The organism is Actinomycetospora chiangmaiensis DSM 45062 (assembly GCF_000379625.1).
Classification (GTDB): Bacteria; Actinomycetota; Actinomycetes; order Mycobacteriales; family Pseudonocardiaceae; genus Actinomycetospora; species Actinomycetospora chiangmaiensis.
On the sequence record NZ_KB903240.1, the window covers coordinates 276,845 to 294,697 of the forward strand.

Sequence of the window (17,853 nt, forward strand, 5' to 3'; positions counted from 1 at the left end):
TCTCAGGCGGCGGCCTCCTCCGGGGCCGGTTCGACCCGGCGCCGGACGGCGACCGCGACGGCCGCGATGACGACCGCGCAGCCCACGAGCTGCCAGGTGGTGGGGAACTGGCCGAGCACCGCCATCCCGAGGAGCACGGCCCCGACGGGCTGGAGCAGCAGGATCGAGGCCCCGGTGGACGAGGGCAGCGCCGCCATCCCGCCCGCGATGAGGACCCAGCCGATCGACTGGCCGATCACCGCGAGCAGGGCCAGCCAGCCGATCGCGGTCCACCCCGGGGTCAGGTCGACGCCCTGCCAGAGCGAGCCGAGGACGAACGAGCTGACCGCCGCCGCGGCCGTCGCCACCGTCACCGGTGCCGCCTTCTCCCCCGGCGCGGCCCCGAGCCGCAGGAACAACAGGTAGCCGGCGTAGGCGAACGCCGCGAGCAGGGCGAGCACGGTGCCGAGCACCGGGTCCGGCGCCGTCGACGGGTCGCTGTCGACCAGGCCGCCCGCGAGCGCGACGCCGATCAGCATCACCGGCACCGTCAGCAGGAACCCCGTCCGGATGCGCTCGCCGAGCGCGAGGAACGCGAGCAGCGGGAGGATGACCACCTGGGCGTTGACCAGCACCGTCGAGACGCCGGCCCCGACGGCGTGGATCGCCCCCGTCCACAGGGTCATGTCCAGCCCGAGCAGCAGGCCCCCGACGACGACGAGCCACGGCCGGCCGAGCCGGCCGCCCCCGAGCTGCACCCGCCGGGTGCGACGCCGCTCCAGCACCGCGATCGGGATCAGCACCGGCAGCGCGAGCAGGCACCGGAACACCGTCGCGGTGCCCGGTGAGGTGCCCGAGAGGGCGATGAGGATCGGCGACAGCGCGATGCAGAGGCTGCCGAGGACGGCCATCACCCGTGGGTCGACGGCGCGACGGCGGACGGGGGTCGAGCTCGCGAGCATCCCGGGAACGGCCACGGGACCAGCCTGCGACGGGGCACCGTTCAGGACCAGCGACTTCTCCTCGCCGGGAATCGTAAGCTCTGCTGCATGTTCGGGATCGCGCGGCTGCAGGCGCTGGACGCGGTGGCGACCCACCGCACCGTCGGCCGGGCGGCCACGGCCCTGCACCTGACGCCCTCGGCGGTGTCCCAGCAGCTCGCCACCCTCGAACGCGAGGCGGGCCACCGGTTGACCGAGCCGGCCGGCCGCGGCATCCGCCTCACGCCGGCGGGCCTGGTCCTGGCCGGCCACGCCGCCGCGCTGCTCGCGCGGATGGCCGCCGCCCGCCGCGACCTCGACCGCCTCGACGACGAGGTGGTCGGCCCGCTGCGGATCGGCGCGATCCCGACGTCGGCCCACGCCCTCGCACCCGCCACGCTCGCCCGGCTGCGGGCCGCGCACCCCGACCTCACCGTGCTGCTCGACGACGGCGAGGCCGAGGAGACGATGCCGGCGCTGCTCGCGGGCGATCTCGACCTCGCCGTCGTCGAGAACTGGGAGGGCCTGCCGTCGCCCTCACCGGCGGGCACGAGCCGCACGAAGCTCTGCGACGACGTCCTCGACCTCGCCCTCCCCCGGGAACACCCGCTGGCCGCCGCCGGGCACGTCGCCCTCGTCGAGCTCGCCGACGCGGATCTCGAGTGGGTGGCCGACACCCGGAGCTCGCGGGCGCACGACTGGCTGCTCGACACCCTGCGTCGGGCCGGCGTCGAGCCCCGGGTGACGAGCCGGGTCTGCGGCTTCGCGATCCACCTCGAGCTGGTGGCCGGGGCCGGGCTGGCGGCCATGGTGCCCCGCCTCGCCCGGCCCGCCGTGCCGTCGCGGGTGCGGATGCTGACGACGACCCCGGTGCTCGCCCGCACGGTCGACGCCGTGTGGCGGTCGGACCGTGAGACCCCGGCGGTGCGGGCGGCCGTCGCGGCGCTGCGCACGACGGTGGCCGCCACGGCGCCGTACGCCCCGCACGTCCCGGGCACCACCGCCCGGGAGTCCCCGCTCAGCCCTCGTCGGTGAGCAGCACGTCGGCGTCGAAGCAGGTCCGGTCGCCGGTGTGGCACGCCGCGCCCTGCTGGTCGACCAGCACCAGCACGGTGTCGCCGTCGCAATCGAGCCGCACCTCGTGCACGGCCTGCGTGTGCCCGCTCGTGGCGCCCTTGATCCACAGCTCCTGGCGGGACCGGGACCAGTAGGTGGCCTCGCGGGTCTCCAGGGTGCGGGTGAGGGCCTCGTCCGACATCCACGCCACCATGAGGACCTCGCGGGTGTCGTACTGCTGCACCACGGCACACACCAGGCCGTCGGCGTTCCACCGCACGCGGGCGGCGAGCTCGGGCGTCATCACGCCGGTCGAGCTCCGCTGCGCCGCGTCTCCGGTCGTGGTCATCGGACCTCCACCCCGGACTCCCGCAGCGCGTCCTTGACCTCGCCGATCCGCATCATGCCGAAGTGGAACACGCTGGCGGCCAGCACGGCGTCCGCGCCCGCCTCGACCGCCGGGGCGAAGTGCTCGACCGCGCCCGCTCCCCCGGACGCGATCACCGGCACGTCCACCAGGGACCGCACCCGCCGGAGCATCTCCAGGTCGAAGCCGTTCTTCGTGCCGTCCGCGTCCATCGAGTTGAGCAGGATCTCCCCGACGCCGAGCTCCGCCCCCCGCTGCGCCCACTCCAGCGCGTCGATGCCGGTGCCGCGCCGGCCACCGTGGGTCGTCACCTCGAACCCCGAGGGCGTCGGCCTCCCGTCCGCCGGCACCCGCCGGGCGTCCACGGACAGCACGATGCACTGCGACCCGAACCGGCGGCTGGACTCGCCGAGGAACTCCGGGCGGGCGATCGCGGCGGTGTTGATGCCGACCTTGTCCGCGCCGGCCCGCAGCAGCTTGTCGATGTCCTCGTTCGTCCGCACCCCGCCGCCGACCGTCAGCGGGATGAACACCTGCTCGGCGGTCCGGCGGACCACGTCGTAGGTCGTCTCCCGCTCCCCCGACGACGCGCTCACGTCGAGGAAGGTCAGTTCGTCGGCGCCCTCGGCGTCGTAGAGCCGCGCCATCTCCATCGGGTCCCCGGCGTCGCGGAGGTCGACGAAGTTGACGCCCTTGACCACGCGCCCGGCGTCGACGTCCAGGCACGGGATCACACGGACGGCCACACCCATGCGATCAGCCTACTGAGTCGGCCTACCGGGCCGGACGGGCCGCGGCGTCGAGTGCCTCGGGCAGGGTGAAGGCCCCCGCGTAGAGGGCCTTGCCGATGATCGCGCCTTCCACACCCTGCGGGGCGAGAGCCGCGAGCGCCCGCACGTCGTCGAGGGTCGCGACCCCGCCACTGGCCACCACCGGCGCGTCGGTCCGCGCACAGACCGCCGCCAGGAGGTCGGTGTTCGGGCCGGTCAGCGTGCCGTCGCGGCCCACGTCGGTGACGACGTAGCGGGCGCACCCCTCCGCGTCGAGACGGGCGAGGACGTCCCACAGGTCCCCGCCGTCCGACACCCACCCGCGGGCGGCGAGCCGGTGCTCCCCGTCCCGGATGTTGACGTCGAGGCCGACCGCCACGCGGTCCCCGAACTCCGCGATCGCCTTCGCGCACCAGGCCGGGTCCTCGAGCGCGGCGGTCCCGATGTTGACCCGGGCGCAGCCGGTGTCGAGGGCCCGGCGCAGCGAGTCGTCGTCCCGGATGCCGCCGGACAGCTCGACCCTGATCGGCACCTGCTCGACGAGGGCGGCCAGCAGCTCGGCGTTCGAGCCCCGCCGGAACGCGGCATCGAGGTCGACGAGGTGGATCCACTCCGCGCCGTCGTCGACCCAGCCGCGGGCCGCGTCGAGGGGATCGCCGTAGCCGGTCTCGGTGCCCGCCTCGCCCTGGACGAGGCGGACGGCCTGGCCGTCGACGACGTCGACGGCGGGCAGCAGGTCGAAGCTCACGGGTCCGTGAGCCTAGTGGTCACGCCCGACCCCCGAGCGAGGCCTCCCGCAGATCCTCGAGCCGTCGTCGCAGGAGATCCCGCTCGGCCTGGTTGGACGCGAGCCCGGCCGCGCGCTCGAGCTCCGCGGCGGCCTCGGCGGGGCGATCGAGCTGCACGAGCAGGTCCGCCCGGACGGCCGGGAGCAGGTGGTAGCGGGCGAGGGCAGGGGTCTCCCGCAACCCGTCGACGATCGCCAGCGCCGCGGCCGGACCCGACGCCTTCCCGACGACGACCGCCCGGTTGAGTTCCACCACCGGGGACGGGGACGCCGCCGCCAGCTCCCCGTAGAGCTCCGCGAGCCGGGCCCAGTCGGTGGCGTCGACGCTGCCGGCCCGTGCGTGCTCGGCGGCGATCGCGGCCTGCAGGGTGTACGGGTCGGCGCCGCCCAGCGCCCGGGCGCGTGCCAGTCCCGCGAGCCCGCGCCCGATGAGCAGCCGGTCCCAGCGCCCACGGTCCTGGTCGGCCAGCAGGACCGGACGGCCGTCGGGGCCGGTGCGCGCCCGCAACCGCGAGGCCTGCAGTTCCATGAGGGCGAGCAGGCCGTGCACCTCGGCCCGGTCGGGCAGCAGCGCCGCCAGGCGGCGACCCAGCCGCATGGCCTCGTCGCAGAGGTCGTGACGGACCCAGTCGGCGCCCGCCGTCGCGGTGTAGCCCTCGTTGAAGACGAGGTAGACGACCTCCAGCACGGCGCCCAACCGGGCGGGCAGTTCCTCCGCCGAGGGGATCTCCAGCTCGACCCCCTGGGCGGAGAGCCGCTTCTTCGCGCGGGAGATGCGCTGCCCGACGGTCGTGGACGCGATGAGCAGGCCGCGGGCGATCTCGTCGGTGGTCAGACCGCCGAAGAGCCGCAGCGTCAGCGCCACCCGCGACTCCCGGGCGAGCACCGGGTGGCACGTCGCGAACAGCAGCGCGAGCACGTCGTCGCCGACCGTCCGGGTCGGGTCGGCGACCACGTCCGCCGCGTCCGGGGCGACCCGGTGCGACTCCGCCCGACCGACCTCCTCGGCCTTGCGGGCGAACGTCTGCTCGCGGCGGATCGTGTCGATCGCCCGGCGCCGCGCCGTCGCGGCCAGCCACGCGCCCGGGTTGTCGGGGACGCCCTCGCCGGGCCACTGCTCGAGGGCCGCGACGAGGGCGTCGTGCGCGAGCTCCTCGGCCCGGCCCACGTCGCGCACCACGCGGGCGACCCCGGCCACGATCCGCGCCGACTCGGTTCGCCAGACGGCGTCGAGGACGGCGAACGGATCGCGCGGCCCCGTCGTCGTCATGACCCGTGCTGCTCGGCCACCTGCGCCCGCATCCGCTCCTCGGACTCCATGACCTCCTCCGGGGCCACGCCCGCGAAGTCCTCGGGGTCGAACACGCGCCGGATCTGCACGCGCTCGCCGTGTCGGAAGGGGGCACGACGGGCCCAGCCGACGGCCTCGTCGAGGGAGTCGACCCGCAGGATCCAGAAGCCGCCGATCAGCTCCTTGAGCTCGGTGAACGGGCCGTCGGTGACGGTGGGCTCCTCCTCGCCGTCTGAGAACGCCACGATCGCGCCCTGGGCACTCGGGGCCAGGCCCTCACCGGCGAGGAGGACGCCCGCGTCGACCATCGCCTGGTTGAAGCGGCCCATCTCCTCGAAGATCTCCGGCTCGGGCGGGCGGCCGGCGGCCTCGGCCTCGTCGTAGGTCAGGACGAGCATGAAACGCATGGGCGGCATCCTGCCCGGTCCGTCAACGCGCGTTGCGCTCGGCGATGCGCTGCCGCAGCGCCGCCTCGCCGTCGATCACCTCGGCGGGCGCGATGTCGGCGAACTCGCGGAACTCGTGGACCCGCCGCACCGCCAGGGTGACCCCCGGACCGACCGGGCAGCGCCGCGCCCACTGCTCGGCCTCGACGCGGGACGCGACGTCGAGGATCCAGAAGCCCGCGATGAGCTCCTTGGCCTCGGTGAACGGCCCGTCGGTGACGATCGCGGACTCCGAGGCCGGGTCGTCCTTCGTCACCGTGAAGCCCTCGGCGCTCGATGCGAGCCCCTCGGCGGCGAGCAGCACCCCGGCCTCGACCAGCTCGGTGTTGTACCGACCCATGGACTCGAAGGACTCGTTCATGGCGGCCGGGTCGGTCGGGAAGGCCGACTCGGGGGCCTGGATGATCATCATGTAGCGCATCGGATGCTCCTCGCGTCCTCGGCGGCCGGGTGACTCCCGGCCCGCACCCCCACGTCGAACGGGCGGACCGGCCTTCGACACCCGGCGTCGGGAGAACTCCTAGAGCACCGCGAGCCAGTTCTCCAGCAGCCGACGCCCCGCGTCGCCGGACTTCTCGGGGTGGAACTGCGTGGCCCACAGCGGCCCGTTCTCGACGGCGGCGACGAAGTCCTCGCCGTGGTGCGCCCACGTCACCTTCGGGGGCGTGAAGGGCTCGACGGGCTCGAGCTCCCAGCGCCGCGCGGCGAAGGAGTGCACGAAGTAGAAGCGCTCGTCGGCGGGCATGCCGGCAAACAGCTGCGAGTCCGCGGGGGCCGAGACGGTGTTCCAGCCCATGTGCGGCAGCACGTCGGCGTGGAGCTTCTCGACGGTGCCCGGCCACTGCCCGGCCCCGGCGGCCTCCTCGCCGAACTCGACGCCGCGCTCGAAGAGCACCTGCATCCCGACGCAGATGCCCAGCACCGGGCGGCCGCCCGCGAGCCGCTGCTCGAGGATCCGCTCGCCGCCGACGGCCCGGAGCCCGGCCGCGCAGGCCGCGAACGCGCCGACCCCGGGGACCACGAGCCCGTCGCTGTCGATGGCGGCCCGGGAATCGGCGGTCACCTCGACCTTGGCGCCCGCCCGCTCCAGCGCCCGCTCCGCGGACCGCAGGTTGCCCGACCCGTAGTCGAGGACGACGACGTGGGGTGGAGTCGACATGGTCCCCAGCCTAGCGGCGCGGACCTACCAGCCCGGGCCCGTCGTCGGGGCCGACGCCGCCACCACCTCGAGCACGGCTACCACGTGGGACGCGCCCGTCGAGGGGTGCAGGGGCTGCTCGCCGGTCTCGACGATGCGGGCGATCCGGCGTGCGGCGAGGCGGCGCAGGTGGTGCTCGATCTCGGCCCAGCCCTCGGTGTGCACCGTGAGGACGATGTGCCCGCCCCGGTGCACCACCCGGGCGAACTCCACGAGCGCCGAGGCCGGGAGGTGGCCCGGCTCGAGGGCGTTCACGCACGTCACGACGCCGAACTTGTCGGGGGCGCCGGGCAGCCGCTGCGTGAGGTCCGCCGGCCCGAGGTCGTGGTAGACGCGGCGGTGCCGGGCGTGGGCGATCATCCGCGGCGAGACGTCGAGCCCGTCGACCGAGGTGAACCCATGACGGGCGAGGGCCGCACCCACCAGGCCGGTGCCGCACGCCGCGTCGAGCACGTCGGTCTCGGGCTCGTCGAGCCGGGCGACGACGTCGGCCACGATCCCCGGCAGCGGGTAGTCGTCGCCGTGGGGGCCGCCGAGGTCCTCGTCGTACGTCGGGGCCCACTCGTCGTAGACCTCACGGGCCTCGGACGCGTCCGTGGCCGCGCGCGCCCGCGCCCCGAAGTGCTCGGCCTTCCGGCCGCCCTGCTGCGTCTCCACGCCCACCACCCCGTGCCTCGCGTCCCGTTCCTGGTTCCCCGGGGACGGGACTTCAACCGCGCACCACCGACCACCACCCGGGGAGCCGGATCACACGAGGCGCAGCACTCCGGCGACCGCCGCGACGACCGCCAGCAGGGTCAGGACCACGGCGGGGATCCAGCGCCGCTCGCGGCCGAAACTGATGACGCCGCCGATGAGGAAACCCGCGAGGAGGAGCAGGCCGAGGGCCAGGAGCTGGGCCCCGCTCACGCTGAATCTCCCTCCCGTCGCTTCGCTCGCCTAACCCAGGACGCCCTTGGTGGACGCGGTCCCGCCGTGCAACCGGGCGTCGGGCTCGGTGGCCGCGCGCAGGGCCCGCGCGATCGCCTTGTACTCGGCCTCGGTGATGTGGTGCGGGTCCCGCCCACCGGTGACCCGGACGTGCAGCGCGATGCCGGCGTGAAAGGCGATCGACTCGAACACGTGCCGGTTGAGCACCGTCGGGTAGTTGTTGCCGACCACGAAGCCCGTCATCAGCTCGGGCTCCCCGGTGTGCACGCAGTACGGGCGACCGGAGACGTCGACGACGGCCTGGGCGAGCGCCTCGTCCATCGGGATCCAGGCGTCGCCGAAGCGGCGGATGCCGGACTTGTCGCCGAGGGCCTGCCGCAGGGCCTGCCCGAGGACGATCGCGACGTCCTCCACCGTGTGGTGCGCGTCGATCTCCACGTCGCCGGTCGCCCGGACCACGAGGTCGAAGCTGCCGTGCTTGCCGAGCGCGTCGAGCATGTGGTCGAAGAACGGCACCCCGGTGGCGACCTCGGTGCGTCCCGTCCCGTCGAGGTCGATCTCGACGAGGACGCTCGACTCCTTGGTCACGCGCTCCACGCGCCCGGTGCGGCTCATGCCCTCCAGTGTGACGCACCGGCTCACGGCCGCCGCCGGACCTCCACGATCTCGTCGGTGATCGTCGCCTCCTGCCCGTCGGGCCCGGTGGCCACCCGCTCCGGCGATGCCGCCCGCACGACCTCCCACTCCGGCCCGAGCTCCAGCGACGCGAGGACCTCGGGCGCCGTCGGCAGGCGCAGCGACGGGTCCCACGACCACGGGGCGAGCCGGCCGTGCCCGAGCACCAGCAGCGTCCCGCCCGGCGCCACCGCCGCGGCCGCGCGCCGCAGGATGGCGGTGCGCGGGAAGTCGGGGTGCGGCGAGTGCAGGAACGACGCGGTCACCAGGTCGAACTCCCCCGCCGGGAAGGTCTCGGTCAGATCGTGCCGCTCGGTGGTGAGGGGCCGGTCGCCCGCACGCCCGGCGATCCGGTCGCAGGCGGTCTGCGAGACGTCGGTGGCAGTGACCTCCCACCCCCGCTCGGCGAGCCACAGTGCGTCCCCGCCCTCCCCGGCGCCGAGGTCGAGCGCCCGGCCCGGGGTGAGCGCCTCCGCCGTCGCCGCCACGGCGGCGTTCACCCGCCCGCTCCACACCTGGTCGCGCTCGGCGTAGAACCGCTCCCAGAACTCCGGGCTGCCGTCCCGGCCCGCGTGCAGGGCGAGCCGGACGTCCTCCGCGACGAGGTCGGCGTTGACCGCCGCCGCGGCCGCCACCCCCTGCGCCGACGCGACGATCACGGTGGCGCGCAGGTCGGTGATGTTGCCGGCCGCCCAGACCCCGGGCACCGCGGTGAGGCCCTGCGCGTCGCTCGCGACGTGCTCGCCGACGACGACGTCCCCCGTCCGCATCTCGACCAGCGGCAGCCCGAGCATCGCGGCGACCTCGCCGCGGGCGTGCACGACCGTCGCCACCGCGAGCGCGTCGACCGCCACCCGGGAGCCGTCCGCGAGCTCCACGCCCTCGAGGGCGTCCCCGACGACGAGCCGGGTCACCTTGCCCCCGACCACCTCGATGTTCCGGGCGGCGAGCTCGTCGTGGGCGTGGTGGCCCAGGTCGAGGGCGTCGTTCGCGAACAGCACCACGTCGTCGCTCCACTGCCGGAAGAGCTGCGCCTGGTGCAGTGCGAGCGGGCTCGTCGCGAGGATCCCGATCCGCCGGTCGCGGACCTCCCAGCCGTGGCAGTACGGGCAGTGCAGGACGTCGCGGCCCCACCGCGCGGCCAGGCCCTCGACGTCGGGCAGCTCGTCGACGACCCCGGTGGCGAGGACCAACCGTCGGGCGTGGAGGGCGCTCCGCGTCGTCCCCCCGTCGCTCCGCTCGCCCGGGCCGTCGAGGGTCACCTCGAAGCCGCCGGCCGCCGACGATGCGGCGGCGGTGACCACACCGCGCCGGACCACCCCGCCGTAGGACTCGACCTCCACCCGCCCGTCGGCGAGCAGGGCGGCCGGCGAGGCACCCTCGCGGCCGAGGTAGTTGTGCATGTGGGCGGCGGGGGCGTTGCGCGGCTCGCCCGCGTCGACGACCAGCACCCGCCGTCGGGAACGGGCCAACGTCAGCCCCGCCGCCAGGCCGGCGGTCCCGCCGCCGACCACGATCACGTCCCAGTTCTCGGTCATGGCGACGACTCTGCGCCCGACCGTGGCCGATCGGCAAATGTTCTTGCTATAACGGCAACATGGACGACGCCGACATCCTCGACAACGTCGGTCCGCGGCTGCGGGCGCTGCGCACGGCGCGCAACCTCACGCTGACCGACGTGGCCGCGTCGACGAACATCTCGCTGTCGACGCTGTCGCGGTTGGAGTCGGGCGGCCGCAAGCCGACGCTGGAGCTGCTGCTCCCCCTGGCGCGCGCGTTCCAGGTGGCGCTCGACGAGCTCGTGGACGCGCCGCCCACGGGCGATCCGCGGGTACGGATGCGGCCCGTGCACCGGGGCGGCCTGACGATGCTCCCGCTCACCCGTCGGCCCGGGGGCCTGCAGGCCTACAAGCTGATCATGCCCGTGGGCCATCCCGGGCGGGACCTCGAGCAGCAGTCCCACGAGGGGTACGAGTGGGCCTACGTGCTGTCGGGGAAGGTGCGGCTGTGGCTCGGTGACGACGACGTCGTGCTGCGTCCGGGCGAGGTGGTCGAGTTCGACACCCACGTCCCGCACGCGATGGCGAACGGCGGGGACGAGCCGGCGGAGATCCTCGCCCTGTTCGGGCCCCAGGGCGAGCGGGCGCACATCCGGACGCGTCAGACCTGACGCAGGGCGGCGCTCACCTCGAGGAACCGGTCGTTCTCCGCGGGGGTCCCGACGGTGACCCGCAGGTGCCCGGGGATCCCCACGTCGCGGATCAGCACCCCCGCGTCGAGGAAGGCCTGCCACGTGGCGTGCGCGTCGGCGTGCGGCAGGCCACCGAAGAGCAGGAAGTTCGCCGTGGACGGGACCACCGCGTACCCCAGCTCCGTCAGCGCCGCCGCGATCCGGTCGCGTTCGCGGGACAGCGTCGCGACCAACGCCAGGGTCTCGTCCGCGTGGCGCAGCGCGGCGAGCGCCGCGGCCTGCGTGAGGGCCGAGAGGTGGTACGGGAGCCGGATCAGCATGAGCGCGTCCACGACGGCGGGGGCGGCGGCGAGGTAGCCCAGCCGACCGCCCGCGAACGCGAACGCCTTCGACATCGTGCGGCTGACGACGAGCTTGTGCCCGTGCGTCGCGAGCAGCTCGACGGCGCTGGGCCCGGCGGAGAACTCCACGTAGGCCTCGTCCACCACGACGATCCCCGGCGCGGCGTCCGCGATCGCGGCCAGCTCGTCGAGCTCGATCGACTGCCCGGTGGGGTTGTTCGGCGTGGTGACGAACAGGACGTCGGGCGCGGCCTCCCGGACGACGTCGACCGCGGCGGCGGCGTCGAGCGAGAAGTCGTCCCGCCGGGGCGCGGGGACCCAGTCGGTCCGCGTCCCCGCGGCGAGGATCGGGTGCATCGAGTAGCTCGGCTCGAACCCGAGGGCGAGGCGCCCGGGACCGCCGAAGGCCTGGAGCAGCTGCTGGAGCACCTCGTTCGAGCCGTTCGCGGCCCAGAGGTTCTCCAGGGCGAGCGGCACCCCGGTGGCCGTCGTCAGGTACTCCGCGAGGGCGGTGCGCAGGGCGACGTGGTCACGGTCGGGGTAGCGGTGCAGCGTCGCCGCCGCCTCCCGGGTGGCCGCGGCGACGTCGTCGACGAGCGCGGGCGGCGGCGGGAACGGGTTCTCGTTGGTGTTGAGCGCGACCGGCACCTGCAGCTGGGGCGCACCGTAGGGCGAGCGGCCGCGCAGGTCGTCCCGCAGCGGGAGGTCGGCGAGCTCGACCCCCGCGCCGATGAGATCGCTCATCGCCGCTGTCCCCCGGTCCACTCCCGACGGTTCCCGAACCGGGCGGCGACCGCCTGGCCGTGGGCGGGGAGGTCCTCGGCCTCGGCGAGGGCGACCACGCGGTCGGCCACCTCCCGCAGCGCGTCCTCGGAGTAGTCCACGACGTGGATCCCGCGCAGGAACGTCTGCACCGACAGCCCGCTGGAGTGCCGGGCGCACCCGGCGGTGGGCAGCACGTGGTTGGAGCCGGCGCAGTAGTCGCCCAGCGACACCGGGCTGTGCGGCCCGACGAAGATCGCGCCGGCGTTGCGGATCCGGGCGGCCACGCGCGACGCGTCGGCGGTCTGGATCTCCAGGTGCTCGGCGGCGTACGCGTCGACGACCGCGACCCCGGCGTCGAGGTCGGCGACCAGGATCGTGCCCGACTGCGGGCCCGACAGGGCGGTGCGGATGCGCTCGTCGTGCTTCGTGGTGCCGACCTGCGCGGCCAGCTCGGCGTCGACCGCGTCGGCCAGCTCCGGGCTCGTCGTCACGAGGACCGACGCCGCCGACGGGTCGTGCTCCGCCTGGCTGATGAGGTCCGCCGCGACGTGCACCGGGTCGGCCGTCGCGTCGGCCAGGACGGCGATCTCGGTGGTGCCGGCCTCGGAGTCGATGCCGATACGGCCGCGCAGGACGCGCTTGGCGGCCGTGACGAACACGTTCCCCGGGCCGGTGACGGTGTCGACCGGCTCGAGCGCCGAGCCGTCGGTGTCGGTGCCCCCGTAGGCCAGCAGCGCGACCGCCTGCGCCCCGCCGACCGCCCACACCTCGTCCACGCCGAGCAGCGCCGCGGCGGCGAGGATCAGGGGGTGGGGCCGGCCGCCGAACTCCTGCTGGGGCGGCGAGCACACGACGAGGCCTTCCACCCCCGCGGCCTGCGCGGGCACGACGTTCATGACGACGCTCGACGGGTAGACCGCGAGCCCGCCCGGCGCGTAGAGCCCGACGCGGGCGACCGGCACCCACCGCTCGGTGACGGTGCCGCCGGGCACGACCTGCGTGGTGGTGTCGGTGCGCCGCTGGTCGGCGTGCACGGCGCGGGCGCGCTCGATGCTGGTCTCGAGGGCGGCGCGCACCTGCGGGTCGGTGGCGTCGAGGGCCTCGCGCAGCGCCCCGTGCGGGACCCGGACCGACTCCGAGCGCACCCGGTCGAAGCGCTCGCCGTACTCGAGGACGGCGTCGACCCCGCGGTCGCGCACATCGTCGATGATCGGGCGGACCTTCTCGACGACCGCGTCGACGTTCATCTCCGCGCGCGGCAGCATCGCGCGCAGCTCGGCGGGGGCCGGGACGCCACCGCGGAGGTCGGACCGGGTCAGGAGCGTCGTCACGTTCCCAGGGTAACGAGGCGGTCCGACATCATCAGGTGCAGGATGGTTGTGGAGACAACTGTTAGCCGTACGAAGGAGCACCCATGAGCGACGACGCCCGCCGTCCGCTGCTGCAGATCATCGTCGCGAGCACCCGGCCCGGCCGCGTCGGGGAGCCGATCGCGCGGTGGTTCGCGGACTACGCCCGGGCGTACGAGGGCTTCGAGGTGGAGATCGTGGACCTCGCCGAGGTCGACCTGCCGATGTTCGCCGAGCCCGAGCACCCCCGCTTCGGGCGCTACACGCTCGACTCCACCAAGGCCTTCAGCGCGATCATCGCGCGCGCCGACGCCTTCGTCTTCGTCACCCCGGAGTACAACCACAGCTTCAACGCGGCGCTGAAGAACGCGCTCGACCACCTCAACCGCGAGTGGGCAGGCAAGCCCGCCACGATCGTCAGCTACGGCGGCGTGGCGGCCGGTGCCCGGGCCGCCGAGGCGCTCTGGCCGGTGCTGGTCGGCCTGAACATGGTCCCGGTGCCCGCCGCCGTGCCGATCCCGTTCGCGATGAAGAACGTCTCGGGCGAGGGCGACGAGCGCGTGTTCACCCCGGCCGCGGAGACCGAGGGCGGCGCCAAGGCGGCTCTCGACGGCATCACGGCGTGGATCGAGAAGCTGGGGCTGCAGGGCACCCGGTCCTGACCAACGCCCGGTGACAGCAAAGCGTCGGTGCTTGCATCGGGTGCAAGCAACGACGCTTTCCCGTCGGACGGGCGGGCTACTGCCCGTTGCGCGTCACCGAGAAGTTCGTGACCTTGAGGCCCTTGCCGCCGGTCCACGGCTCGAAGCCCGCCTGCACGCTGGTCATGTACCAGGTGCTCCTGATCACGCCGCGGTTGGACGCGTCCCGCACGAAGAGGTCGATCGGCAGGTTCGTGACCGAGGTGGTCGGCGTCTTGCGCACGTAGGAGATGACCGGCAGGTCGGTCTTGCCGTACCAGACGGTGTAGATGACGCCGCCGACGTTGACGTCGTAGTAGGGCTTGCCGATGGGCTGGACCCACGAGGTGCGGTTGAGCCAGATCATCATCTCGGCGCCCGTGTTGCGCCCGGCCTGCGCGGGGTTCGGGTCGAACCAGATGTCGTAGGCGGTGTTGTACTGGTTCACCGGCTGGGTCCTGTCGGGGCCCGTCGTCGCGAGGTTCGACCGGACGGTGCCGAGCGTGCGGACCGGGGCCGGGAAGAGGTTCGCCGAGCCCGGCGTGCAGTAGCCGTAGTTGCAGCCGCGGTAGATCGACGGGTAACCCGAGGGGCCCGTGTTGTTCGCGCCGTCGGCGACGTCGAGGGAGAAGCCGGTGTCGAACGGCGTCACGCACTGCTTGTTCGGCGTGCCCCACCGGTCGTTCTGCACGACGTACTTGCCGCCGACGCCCTGGGAACCGAACTGGTCGCAGATCTGGGCGTACGTCGCGGCCGAACCGACCGCGTTGCCGACGAAGACCGAGCCGCCCGCCACCACGAGGGTGAGGATCGCAGCGACCAGGAACCGCGTCCGACGGGTCGCCCGGGCAGCGGCGCGCCGTACCGCTGCGCGACCACCCTGGATGGTGCCCCTTGCGTCCGACGTCCGATCTGTCATCGTGTGTCGTACTCCCCCGTGACCGTCCGCGAACGGTCTGCTCCCGTCGCGGTACGTCACCTACCTCGCCGCCGAGATCCCAACTGTTAGCGGGTCACGGGAAAGTCACTCCGACGAGCGTGTGCGGGCCCGGTTGTCGGGCATTCTCCTCGTTGTGAGTCAGACAGCGGAGATCGGCGTCAGCGGCCTCGCCACCATGGGCCGCAACCTCGCACGGAACCTCGCGCGGCACGGCCACGCCGTCGCGCTGCACAACCGGACCGACAAGCGGACGACGGATCTCGCGGAGAACTTCTCCGACGAGGGCACCTTCGTCCCGACCTACTCGGCCGAGGAGTTCGTGCAGGCCCTCGAGAAGCCGCGGCGGATCATCCTCATGGTCCCGGCCGGGAAGGCCACCGATGCGGTGATCGACGAGTTCGTCCCCCTCCTTGAGCAGGGTGACGTGATCATCGACGCGGGCAACGCGCACTACGTGGACACCCGCCGGCGCGAGAAGGCCCTCTCGGAGAGGGGGCTCAACTTCGTCGGGATGGGCGTGTCCGGCGGCGAGGAGGGGGCCCTCAACGGGCCCTCGATCATGCCCGGCGGGCCGAAGGAGGCCTACGACAGCCTCGGTCCGCTGCTCGAGGACATCTCCGCCAAGGTGGACGGGCAGCCCTGCTGCACCCACATCGGGGCGGACGGCGCGGGCCACTTCGTCAAGATGGTGCACAACGGCATCGAGTACGCCGACATGCAGCTCATCGCCGAGGCCTACGACCTGCTGCGCAAGGGCCTGGGCATGGACCCGGCCGCGATCGCCGAGACCTTCACCGGCTGGAACCGGGGCCGGCTCGACTCGTACCTCATCGAGATCACCTCCGAGGTCCTCGCGCACGCGGACGCCGAGACCGGCAAGCCGTTCGTCGACGTCGTCGCCGACGAGGCCGAGCAGAAGGGCACCGGTCGCTGGACCGTGCAGGCCGCGCTCGACCTCGGTGTCCCCGTCACCGGCATCGCCGAGGCCACCTTCGCCCGCTCGCTCTCGGGCAACCGCACGCTGCGCGACGCCGCGAAGGACCTCCCCGGGGTCAGCGGCGCCCGCCTCGAGGGGGCGGCGGCCGAGGGGTTCGCCGACGACATCGAGCAGGCCCTCTACGCCTCGAAGATCGTGGCCTACGCCCAGGGCTTCAACGAGATCCAGGCCGGCGCCGAGGAGTACGGCTGGGACATCGACCTCGGCAAGGTCGCCAGCATCTGGCGCGGCGGCTGCATCATCCGGGCGAAGTTCCTCGAGGAGATCACCGCCGCCTACGAGCGCGACCCGGGCCTGACGACGCTGCTGACCGACAGCTCCTTCGCGGACGCCATCGGCGGGGCGCAGGACTCGTGGCGCCGTGTCGTCGCGAGCGCCGCCCAGCTCGGCATCCCGACGCCGGGCTTCTCCTCGGCCCTCGCCTACTACGACGGCATCCGCGCCGACCGGCTCCCGGCCGCCCTCGTGCAGGGCCAGCGCGACTTCTTCGGGGCGCACACCTACCGCCGCACCGACCGCGAGGGCACCTTCCACACCGCGTGGGCGACCGACGACCGCGCGGAGTCGGAGGCCTGAGTCTCAGGAGGATCTCAGCCGGGGGCGGGAGCGAACCGGACATTCCGGACGTTGGATGATCGTGCTCCCGCTCCAGGCCCCGCCCGGCACCGACGGTCTCGCCGGTTGGGCGACCGACCTCATGGCCGCCCTCGGCGCCCCGGGCGCCGGGCTCGTCGTCGCGATCGAGAACGTCTTCCCCCCGATCCCCTCGGAGATCGTCCTGCCGCTGGCGGGCTTCGCCGCGGGTCGGGGGGAGTTCTCGGTCTGGGCGGCGATCGGCTGGACGACGGCGGGGTCGGTCGTCGGGGCGATCGCGCTCTACCTCGTCGGGATGCTGTGCCCCGACCGCTGGGTGCGCCGCACGCTCGCGCGGATGCCCCTGGTGGGCGAGGACGACGTGGTCCGGGCCGAGGCGTGGTTCGACCGGCACGGACGTGCCTCGGTGTTCTGGGGCCGCATGATCCCGGGCGTCCGGTCGTTCGTGTCCGTCCCGGCCGGACAACGCCGCATGCCGTGGTGGGAGTTCATCCTGTTCACGGCGCTGGGCAGCCTCGTCTGGAACTCCGTGTTCGTCGGCGGCGGCTACGCCCTGGGCGCGCAGTGGCAGCGCGTCGAGCGGTATGCGGGCGTGCTCCAGTCGATCGCGCTGACGCTGCTGGTGGTGCTCGTCGTGGTGATGCTCGTCCGGCGCTACCGGCGTCGCCGGGCCGCGCGGCGGACGGCGGCGCCGACCCGGGTCCTGCGCGTTCCCGACGACGGGTCCTGACGGTCGGCGGCTCAGGTCCGCGACACCCCGCCGAGCAGGTCGACCACGCGGTCCCACGGGTTGCGGGCACCGTGGGGGTAGCGGGCGCGTGACCGGCGGTCGCGGCGCGAGCCCCGCGTGTACCGGCGGCGGGCCCACGGCGAGCCCGGCCGGGCCAGGCGCAGGGCCCCGAGGAGCGCCACGGGAGGGAGCAGGACCCCGACGATCGCGGTGACGATCTTGCCCTTGAACGCGGCGGTGACGGCGGCGCCCGTCGTCACGACGACCGAGAGCGCCACGCCGAGCGCGCCGTCCGCGCCGCTCGTGCCGAACGGGTTGGCGCCGAGCACGAGCAGGCTGCCGACCACGGCCACCATGAGCACGGCGTCGACCGAGAGTCGCCCCTCGTCCGACCAGTAGACGTCGGCCAGCCGCAGCCAGAGCGCGAACTCGTCGAGCGCCAGCGCCGCACCGGCCCCGAACGCGACCGCCAGCACCGTCCGCCACACGCCGTCGGGCCGGTAGATGAACTCCCCCGCCCCGGCGACCAGCATCAGGGCGATGCCGTAGACGAGGTGGTGGACGTGGACCCCGCCGACCGAGGTGTCGCGGAAGGGGCCGCGGCCGGCCCGGATGAGCCGGGTGATCGACCGCGTCACCAGGAACACGACGAGGAACGAGCCGAGCATCCAGACGGCGGCCAGGCGACCGGCGCCGAAGTCCACGTCGAGGGACAGGGTCATCCGGGGCCTCCTCCACGAGCGCGACCGCCCCAGCCTGACCGATCGTCCGTCCCGGCACGAGGCCC

Annotated in this window: 21 protein-coding genes; 5 read left to right on the forward strand and 16 right to left on the reverse strand. The window is 74.1% G+C overall.

Going from position 1 to position 17,853, the window contains the following annotated elements; all coding sequences use genetic code 11:
* Window positions 1-2: 2 nt before the first annotated feature.
* On the reverse strand, window positions 3-956 hold the full coding sequence (locus tag A3CO_RS0118345; protein WP_245561530.1) for a DMT family transporter: 954 nt from the start codon (window positions 954-956) through the stop codon (window positions 3-5).
* 72 nt (window positions 957-1,028) lie between these two features.
* Between A3CO_RS0118345 and A3CO_RS0118350 the strand changes: the two genes are divergently transcribed.
* Window positions 1,029-1,994, forward strand: a complete 966-nt coding sequence (locus tag A3CO_RS0118350) for a LysR family transcriptional regulator (protein ID WP_018333702.1) — start codon at window positions 1,029-1,031, stop codon at window positions 1,992-1,994.
* On the opposite strand, the gene hisI is transcribed toward A3CO_RS0118350, so the two are convergent.
* The 11 genes from hisI to A3CO_RS0118405 form a co-directional block, all read right to left on the reverse strand.
* Window positions 1,978-2,319 (reverse strand): phosphoribosyl-AMP cyclohydrolase, encoded by a 342-nt coding sequence (hisI, locus tag A3CO_RS0118355; protein WP_033414663.1) that lies wholly within the window; start codon window positions 2,317-2,319, stop codon window positions 1,978-1,980. The genes A3CO_RS0118350 and hisI overlap by 17 nt on opposite strands.
* A 41-nt stretch (window positions 2,320-2,360) precedes the next feature.
* A complete protein-coding gene (gene hisF / locus A3CO_RS0118360) occupies window positions 2,361-3,134 on the reverse strand; it encodes an imidazole glycerol phosphate synthase subunit HisF (RefSeq protein WP_026204743.1) in 774 nt (257 codons plus the stop codon).
* A gap of 22 nt (window positions 3,135-3,156) precedes the next feature.
* Window positions 3,157-3,900, reverse strand: coding sequence for a bifunctional 1-(5-phosphoribosyl)-5-((5-phosphoribosylamino)methylideneamino)imidazole-4-carboxamide isomerase/phosphoribosylanthranilate isomerase PriA (priA, locus tag A3CO_RS0118365; protein WP_018333705.1), 744 nt, complete (start codon window positions 3,898-3,900; stop codon window positions 3,157-3,159).
* 19 nt (window positions 3,901-3,919) lie between these two features.
* On the reverse strand, window positions 3,920-5,209 hold the full coding sequence (locus tag A3CO_RS0118370) for an RNA polymerase sigma factor (RefSeq protein WP_018333706.1): 1,290 nt from the start codon (window positions 5,207-5,209) through the stop codon (window positions 3,920-3,922).
* A complete protein-coding gene (locus tag A3CO_RS0118375) occupies window positions 5,206-5,637 on the reverse strand; it encodes a YciI family protein (protein WP_018333707.1) in 432 nt (143 codons plus the stop codon). Before A3CO_RS0118375 ends, A3CO_RS0118370 begins: the two co-directional genes overlap by 4 nt.
* Window positions 5,638-5,659: 22 nt before the next feature.
* A complete protein-coding gene (locus A3CO_RS0118380) occupies window positions 5,660-6,097 on the reverse strand; it encodes a YciI family protein (protein ID WP_018333708.1) in 438 nt (145 codons plus the stop codon).
* A gap of 99 nt (window positions 6,098-6,196) precedes the next feature.
* Window positions 6,197-6,835 carry an imidazole glycerol phosphate synthase subunit HisH gene (gene hisH, locus A3CO_RS0118385; protein WP_018333709.1) on the reverse strand — a complete coding sequence of 213 codons (639 nt, stop codon included), beginning with the start codon at window positions 6,833-6,835 and terminating at the stop codon, window positions 6,197-6,199.
* Between the two features lie 24 nt (window positions 6,836-6,859).
* Window positions 6,860-7,531: a class I SAM-dependent DNA methyltransferase gene (locus tag A3CO_RS36060; protein WP_051085995.1), complete on the reverse strand. Its 672-nt coding sequence runs from the start codon at window positions 7,529-7,531 to the stop codon at window positions 6,860-6,862.
* A 90-nt stretch (window positions 7,532-7,621) separates the two neighbouring features.
* Window positions 7,622-7,783, reverse strand: coding sequence for a hypothetical protein (locus A3CO_RS38755; RefSeq protein WP_018333711.1), 162 nt, complete (start codon window positions 7,781-7,783; stop codon window positions 7,622-7,624).
* 30 nt (window positions 7,784-7,813) lie between these two features.
* Window positions 7,814-8,419 carry an imidazoleglycerol-phosphate dehydratase HisB gene (gene hisB / locus A3CO_RS0118400; RefSeq protein WP_026204744.1) on the reverse strand — a complete coding sequence of 202 codons (606 nt, stop codon included), beginning with the start codon at window positions 8,417-8,419 and terminating at the stop codon, window positions 7,814-7,816.
* Window positions 8,420-8,442: 23 nt separating this feature from the next.
* Complete coding sequence (locus A3CO_RS0118405; protein ID WP_018333713.1) at window positions 8,443-10,017, reverse strand: bifunctional NAD(P)/FAD-dependent oxidoreductase/class I SAM-dependent methyltransferase; 1,575 nt, start codon at window positions 10,015-10,017, stop codon at window positions 8,443-8,445.
* 59 nt (window positions 10,018-10,076) lie between these two features.
* Between A3CO_RS0118405 and A3CO_RS0118410 the strand changes: the two genes are divergently transcribed.
* Window positions 10,077-10,649: a helix-turn-helix domain-containing protein gene (locus A3CO_RS0118410; protein ID WP_018333714.1), complete on the forward strand. Its 573-nt coding sequence runs from the start codon at window positions 10,077-10,079 to the stop codon at window positions 10,647-10,649.
* Here the strand turns inward: A3CO_RS0118410 and A3CO_RS0118415 are convergent.
* Both A3CO_RS0118415 and hisD read right to left on the reverse strand, forming a co-directional pair.
* Window positions 10,640-11,755, reverse strand: a complete 1,116-nt coding sequence (locus A3CO_RS0118415) for a histidinol-phosphate transaminase (protein WP_018333715.1) — start codon at window positions 11,753-11,755, stop codon at window positions 10,640-10,642. The genes A3CO_RS0118410 and A3CO_RS0118415 overlap by 10 nt on opposite strands.
* Entirely contained in the window at window positions 11,752-13,041 is a 1,290-nt protein-coding gene (gene hisD / locus A3CO_RS0118420) for a histidinol dehydrogenase (RefSeq protein WP_051086003.1), read from the reverse strand. The genes A3CO_RS0118415 and hisD overlap by 4 nt, the downstream gene beginning before the upstream one ends.
* A gap of 149 nt (window positions 13,042-13,190) precedes the next feature.
* Between hisD and A3CO_RS0118425 the strand changes: the two genes are divergently transcribed.
* Window positions 13,191-13,787, forward strand: a complete 597-nt coding sequence (locus tag A3CO_RS0118425; protein ID WP_018333717.1) for an NADPH-dependent FMN reductase — start codon at window positions 13,191-13,193, stop codon at window positions 13,785-13,787.
* Window positions 13,788-13,863: 76 nt separating this feature from the next.
* Here A3CO_RS0118425 and A3CO_RS33010 read toward each other — a convergent pair whose 3' ends face one another.
* Window positions 13,864-14,724 (reverse strand): GH12 family glycosyl hydrolase domain-containing protein, encoded by an 861-nt coding sequence (locus A3CO_RS33010; protein WP_084682049.1) that lies wholly within the window; start codon window positions 14,722-14,724, stop codon window positions 13,864-13,866.
* Window positions 14,725-14,878: 154 nt separating this feature from the next.
* Between A3CO_RS33010 and gndA the strand changes: the two genes are divergently transcribed.
* Both gndA and A3CO_RS33015 read left to right on the forward strand, forming a co-directional pair.
* Complete coding sequence (gndA, locus tag A3CO_RS0118435) at window positions 14,879-16,318, forward strand: NADP-dependent phosphogluconate dehydrogenase (protein ID WP_018333719.1); 1,440 nt, start codon at window positions 14,879-14,881, stop codon at window positions 16,316-16,318.
* Window positions 16,319-16,373: 55 nt separating this feature from the next.
* Window positions 16,374-17,066, forward strand: a complete 693-nt coding sequence (locus tag A3CO_RS33015; protein WP_018333720.1) for a DedA family protein — start codon at window positions 16,374-16,376, stop codon at window positions 17,064-17,066.
* Between the two features lie 11 nt (window positions 17,067-17,077).
* Here A3CO_RS33015 and A3CO_RS0118445 read toward each other — a convergent pair whose 3' ends face one another.
* Window positions 17,078-17,788, reverse strand: coding sequence for a hypothetical protein (locus A3CO_RS0118445; protein ID WP_018333721.1), 711 nt, complete (start codon window positions 17,786-17,788; stop codon window positions 17,078-17,080).
* Window positions 17,789-17,853 lie beyond the last annotated feature (65 nt).

Bases quoted from the DNA above. Each gene is read 5' to 3' on its own strand.
- A3CO_RS0118370 (WP_018333706.1), bottom strand. From the start codon at position 5,209: ATGACGACGACGGGGCCGCGCGATCCGTTCGCCGTCCTCGACGCCGTC.
- A3CO_RS0118380 (WP_018333708.1), bottom strand. From the start codon at position 6,097: ATGCGCTACATGATGATCATCCAGGCCCCCGAGTCGGCCTTCCCGACC.
- A3CO_RS0118375 (WP_018333707.1), bottom strand. From the start codon at position 5,637: ATGCGTTTCATGCTCGTCCTGACCTACGACGAGGCCGAGGCCGCCGGC.
- hisI (WP_033414663.1), bottom strand. From the start codon at position 2,319: ATGACGCCCGAGCTCGCCGCCCGCGTGCGGTGGAACGCCGACGGCCTG.
- A3CO_RS33010 (WP_084682049.1), bottom strand. From the start codon at position 14,724: ATGACAGATCGGACGTCGGACGCAAGGGGCACCATCCAGGGTGGTCGC.
- hisH (WP_018333709.1), bottom strand. From the start codon at position 6,835: ATGTCGACTCCACCCCACGTCGTCGTCCTCGACTACGGGTCGGGCAAC.
- A3CO_RS0118425 (WP_018333717.1), top strand. From the start codon at position 13,191: ATGAGCGACGACGCCCGCCGTCCGCTGCTGCAGATCATCGTCGCGAGC.
- A3CO_RS0118415 (WP_018333715.1), bottom strand. From the start codon at position 11,755: ATGAGCGATCTCATCGGCGCGGGGGTCGAGCTCGCCGACCTCCCGCTG.
- A3CO_RS0118445 (WP_018333721.1), bottom strand. From the start codon at position 17,788: ATGACCCTGTCCCTCGACGTGGACTTCGGCGCCGGTCGCCTGGCCGCC.
- A3CO_RS33015 (WP_018333720.1), top strand. From the start codon at position 16,374: ATGATCGTGCTCCCGCTCCAGGCCCCGCCCGGCACCGACGGTCTCGCC.
- hisF (WP_026204743.1), bottom strand. From the start codon at position 3,134: ATGGGTGTGGCCGTCCGTGTGATCCCGTGCCTGGACGTCGACGCCGGG.
- hisB (WP_026204744.1), bottom strand. From the start codon at position 8,419: ATGAGCCGCACCGGGCGCGTGGAGCGCGTGACCAAGGAGTCGAGCGTC.
- A3CO_RS0118350 (WP_018333702.1), top strand. From the start codon at position 1,029: ATGTTCGGGATCGCGCGGCTGCAGGCGCTGGACGCGGTGGCGACCCAC.
- A3CO_RS0118405 (WP_018333713.1), bottom strand. From the start codon at position 10,017: ATGACCGAGAACTGGGACGTGATCGTGGTCGGCGGCGGGACCGCCGGC.
- A3CO_RS0118410 (WP_018333714.1), top strand. From the start codon at position 10,077: ATGGACGACGCCGACATCCTCGACAACGTCGGTCCGCGGCTGCGGGCG.
- hisD (WP_051086003.1), bottom strand. From the start codon at position 13,041: ATGCTGCCGCGCGCGGAGATGAACGTCGACGCGGTCGTCGAGAAGGTC.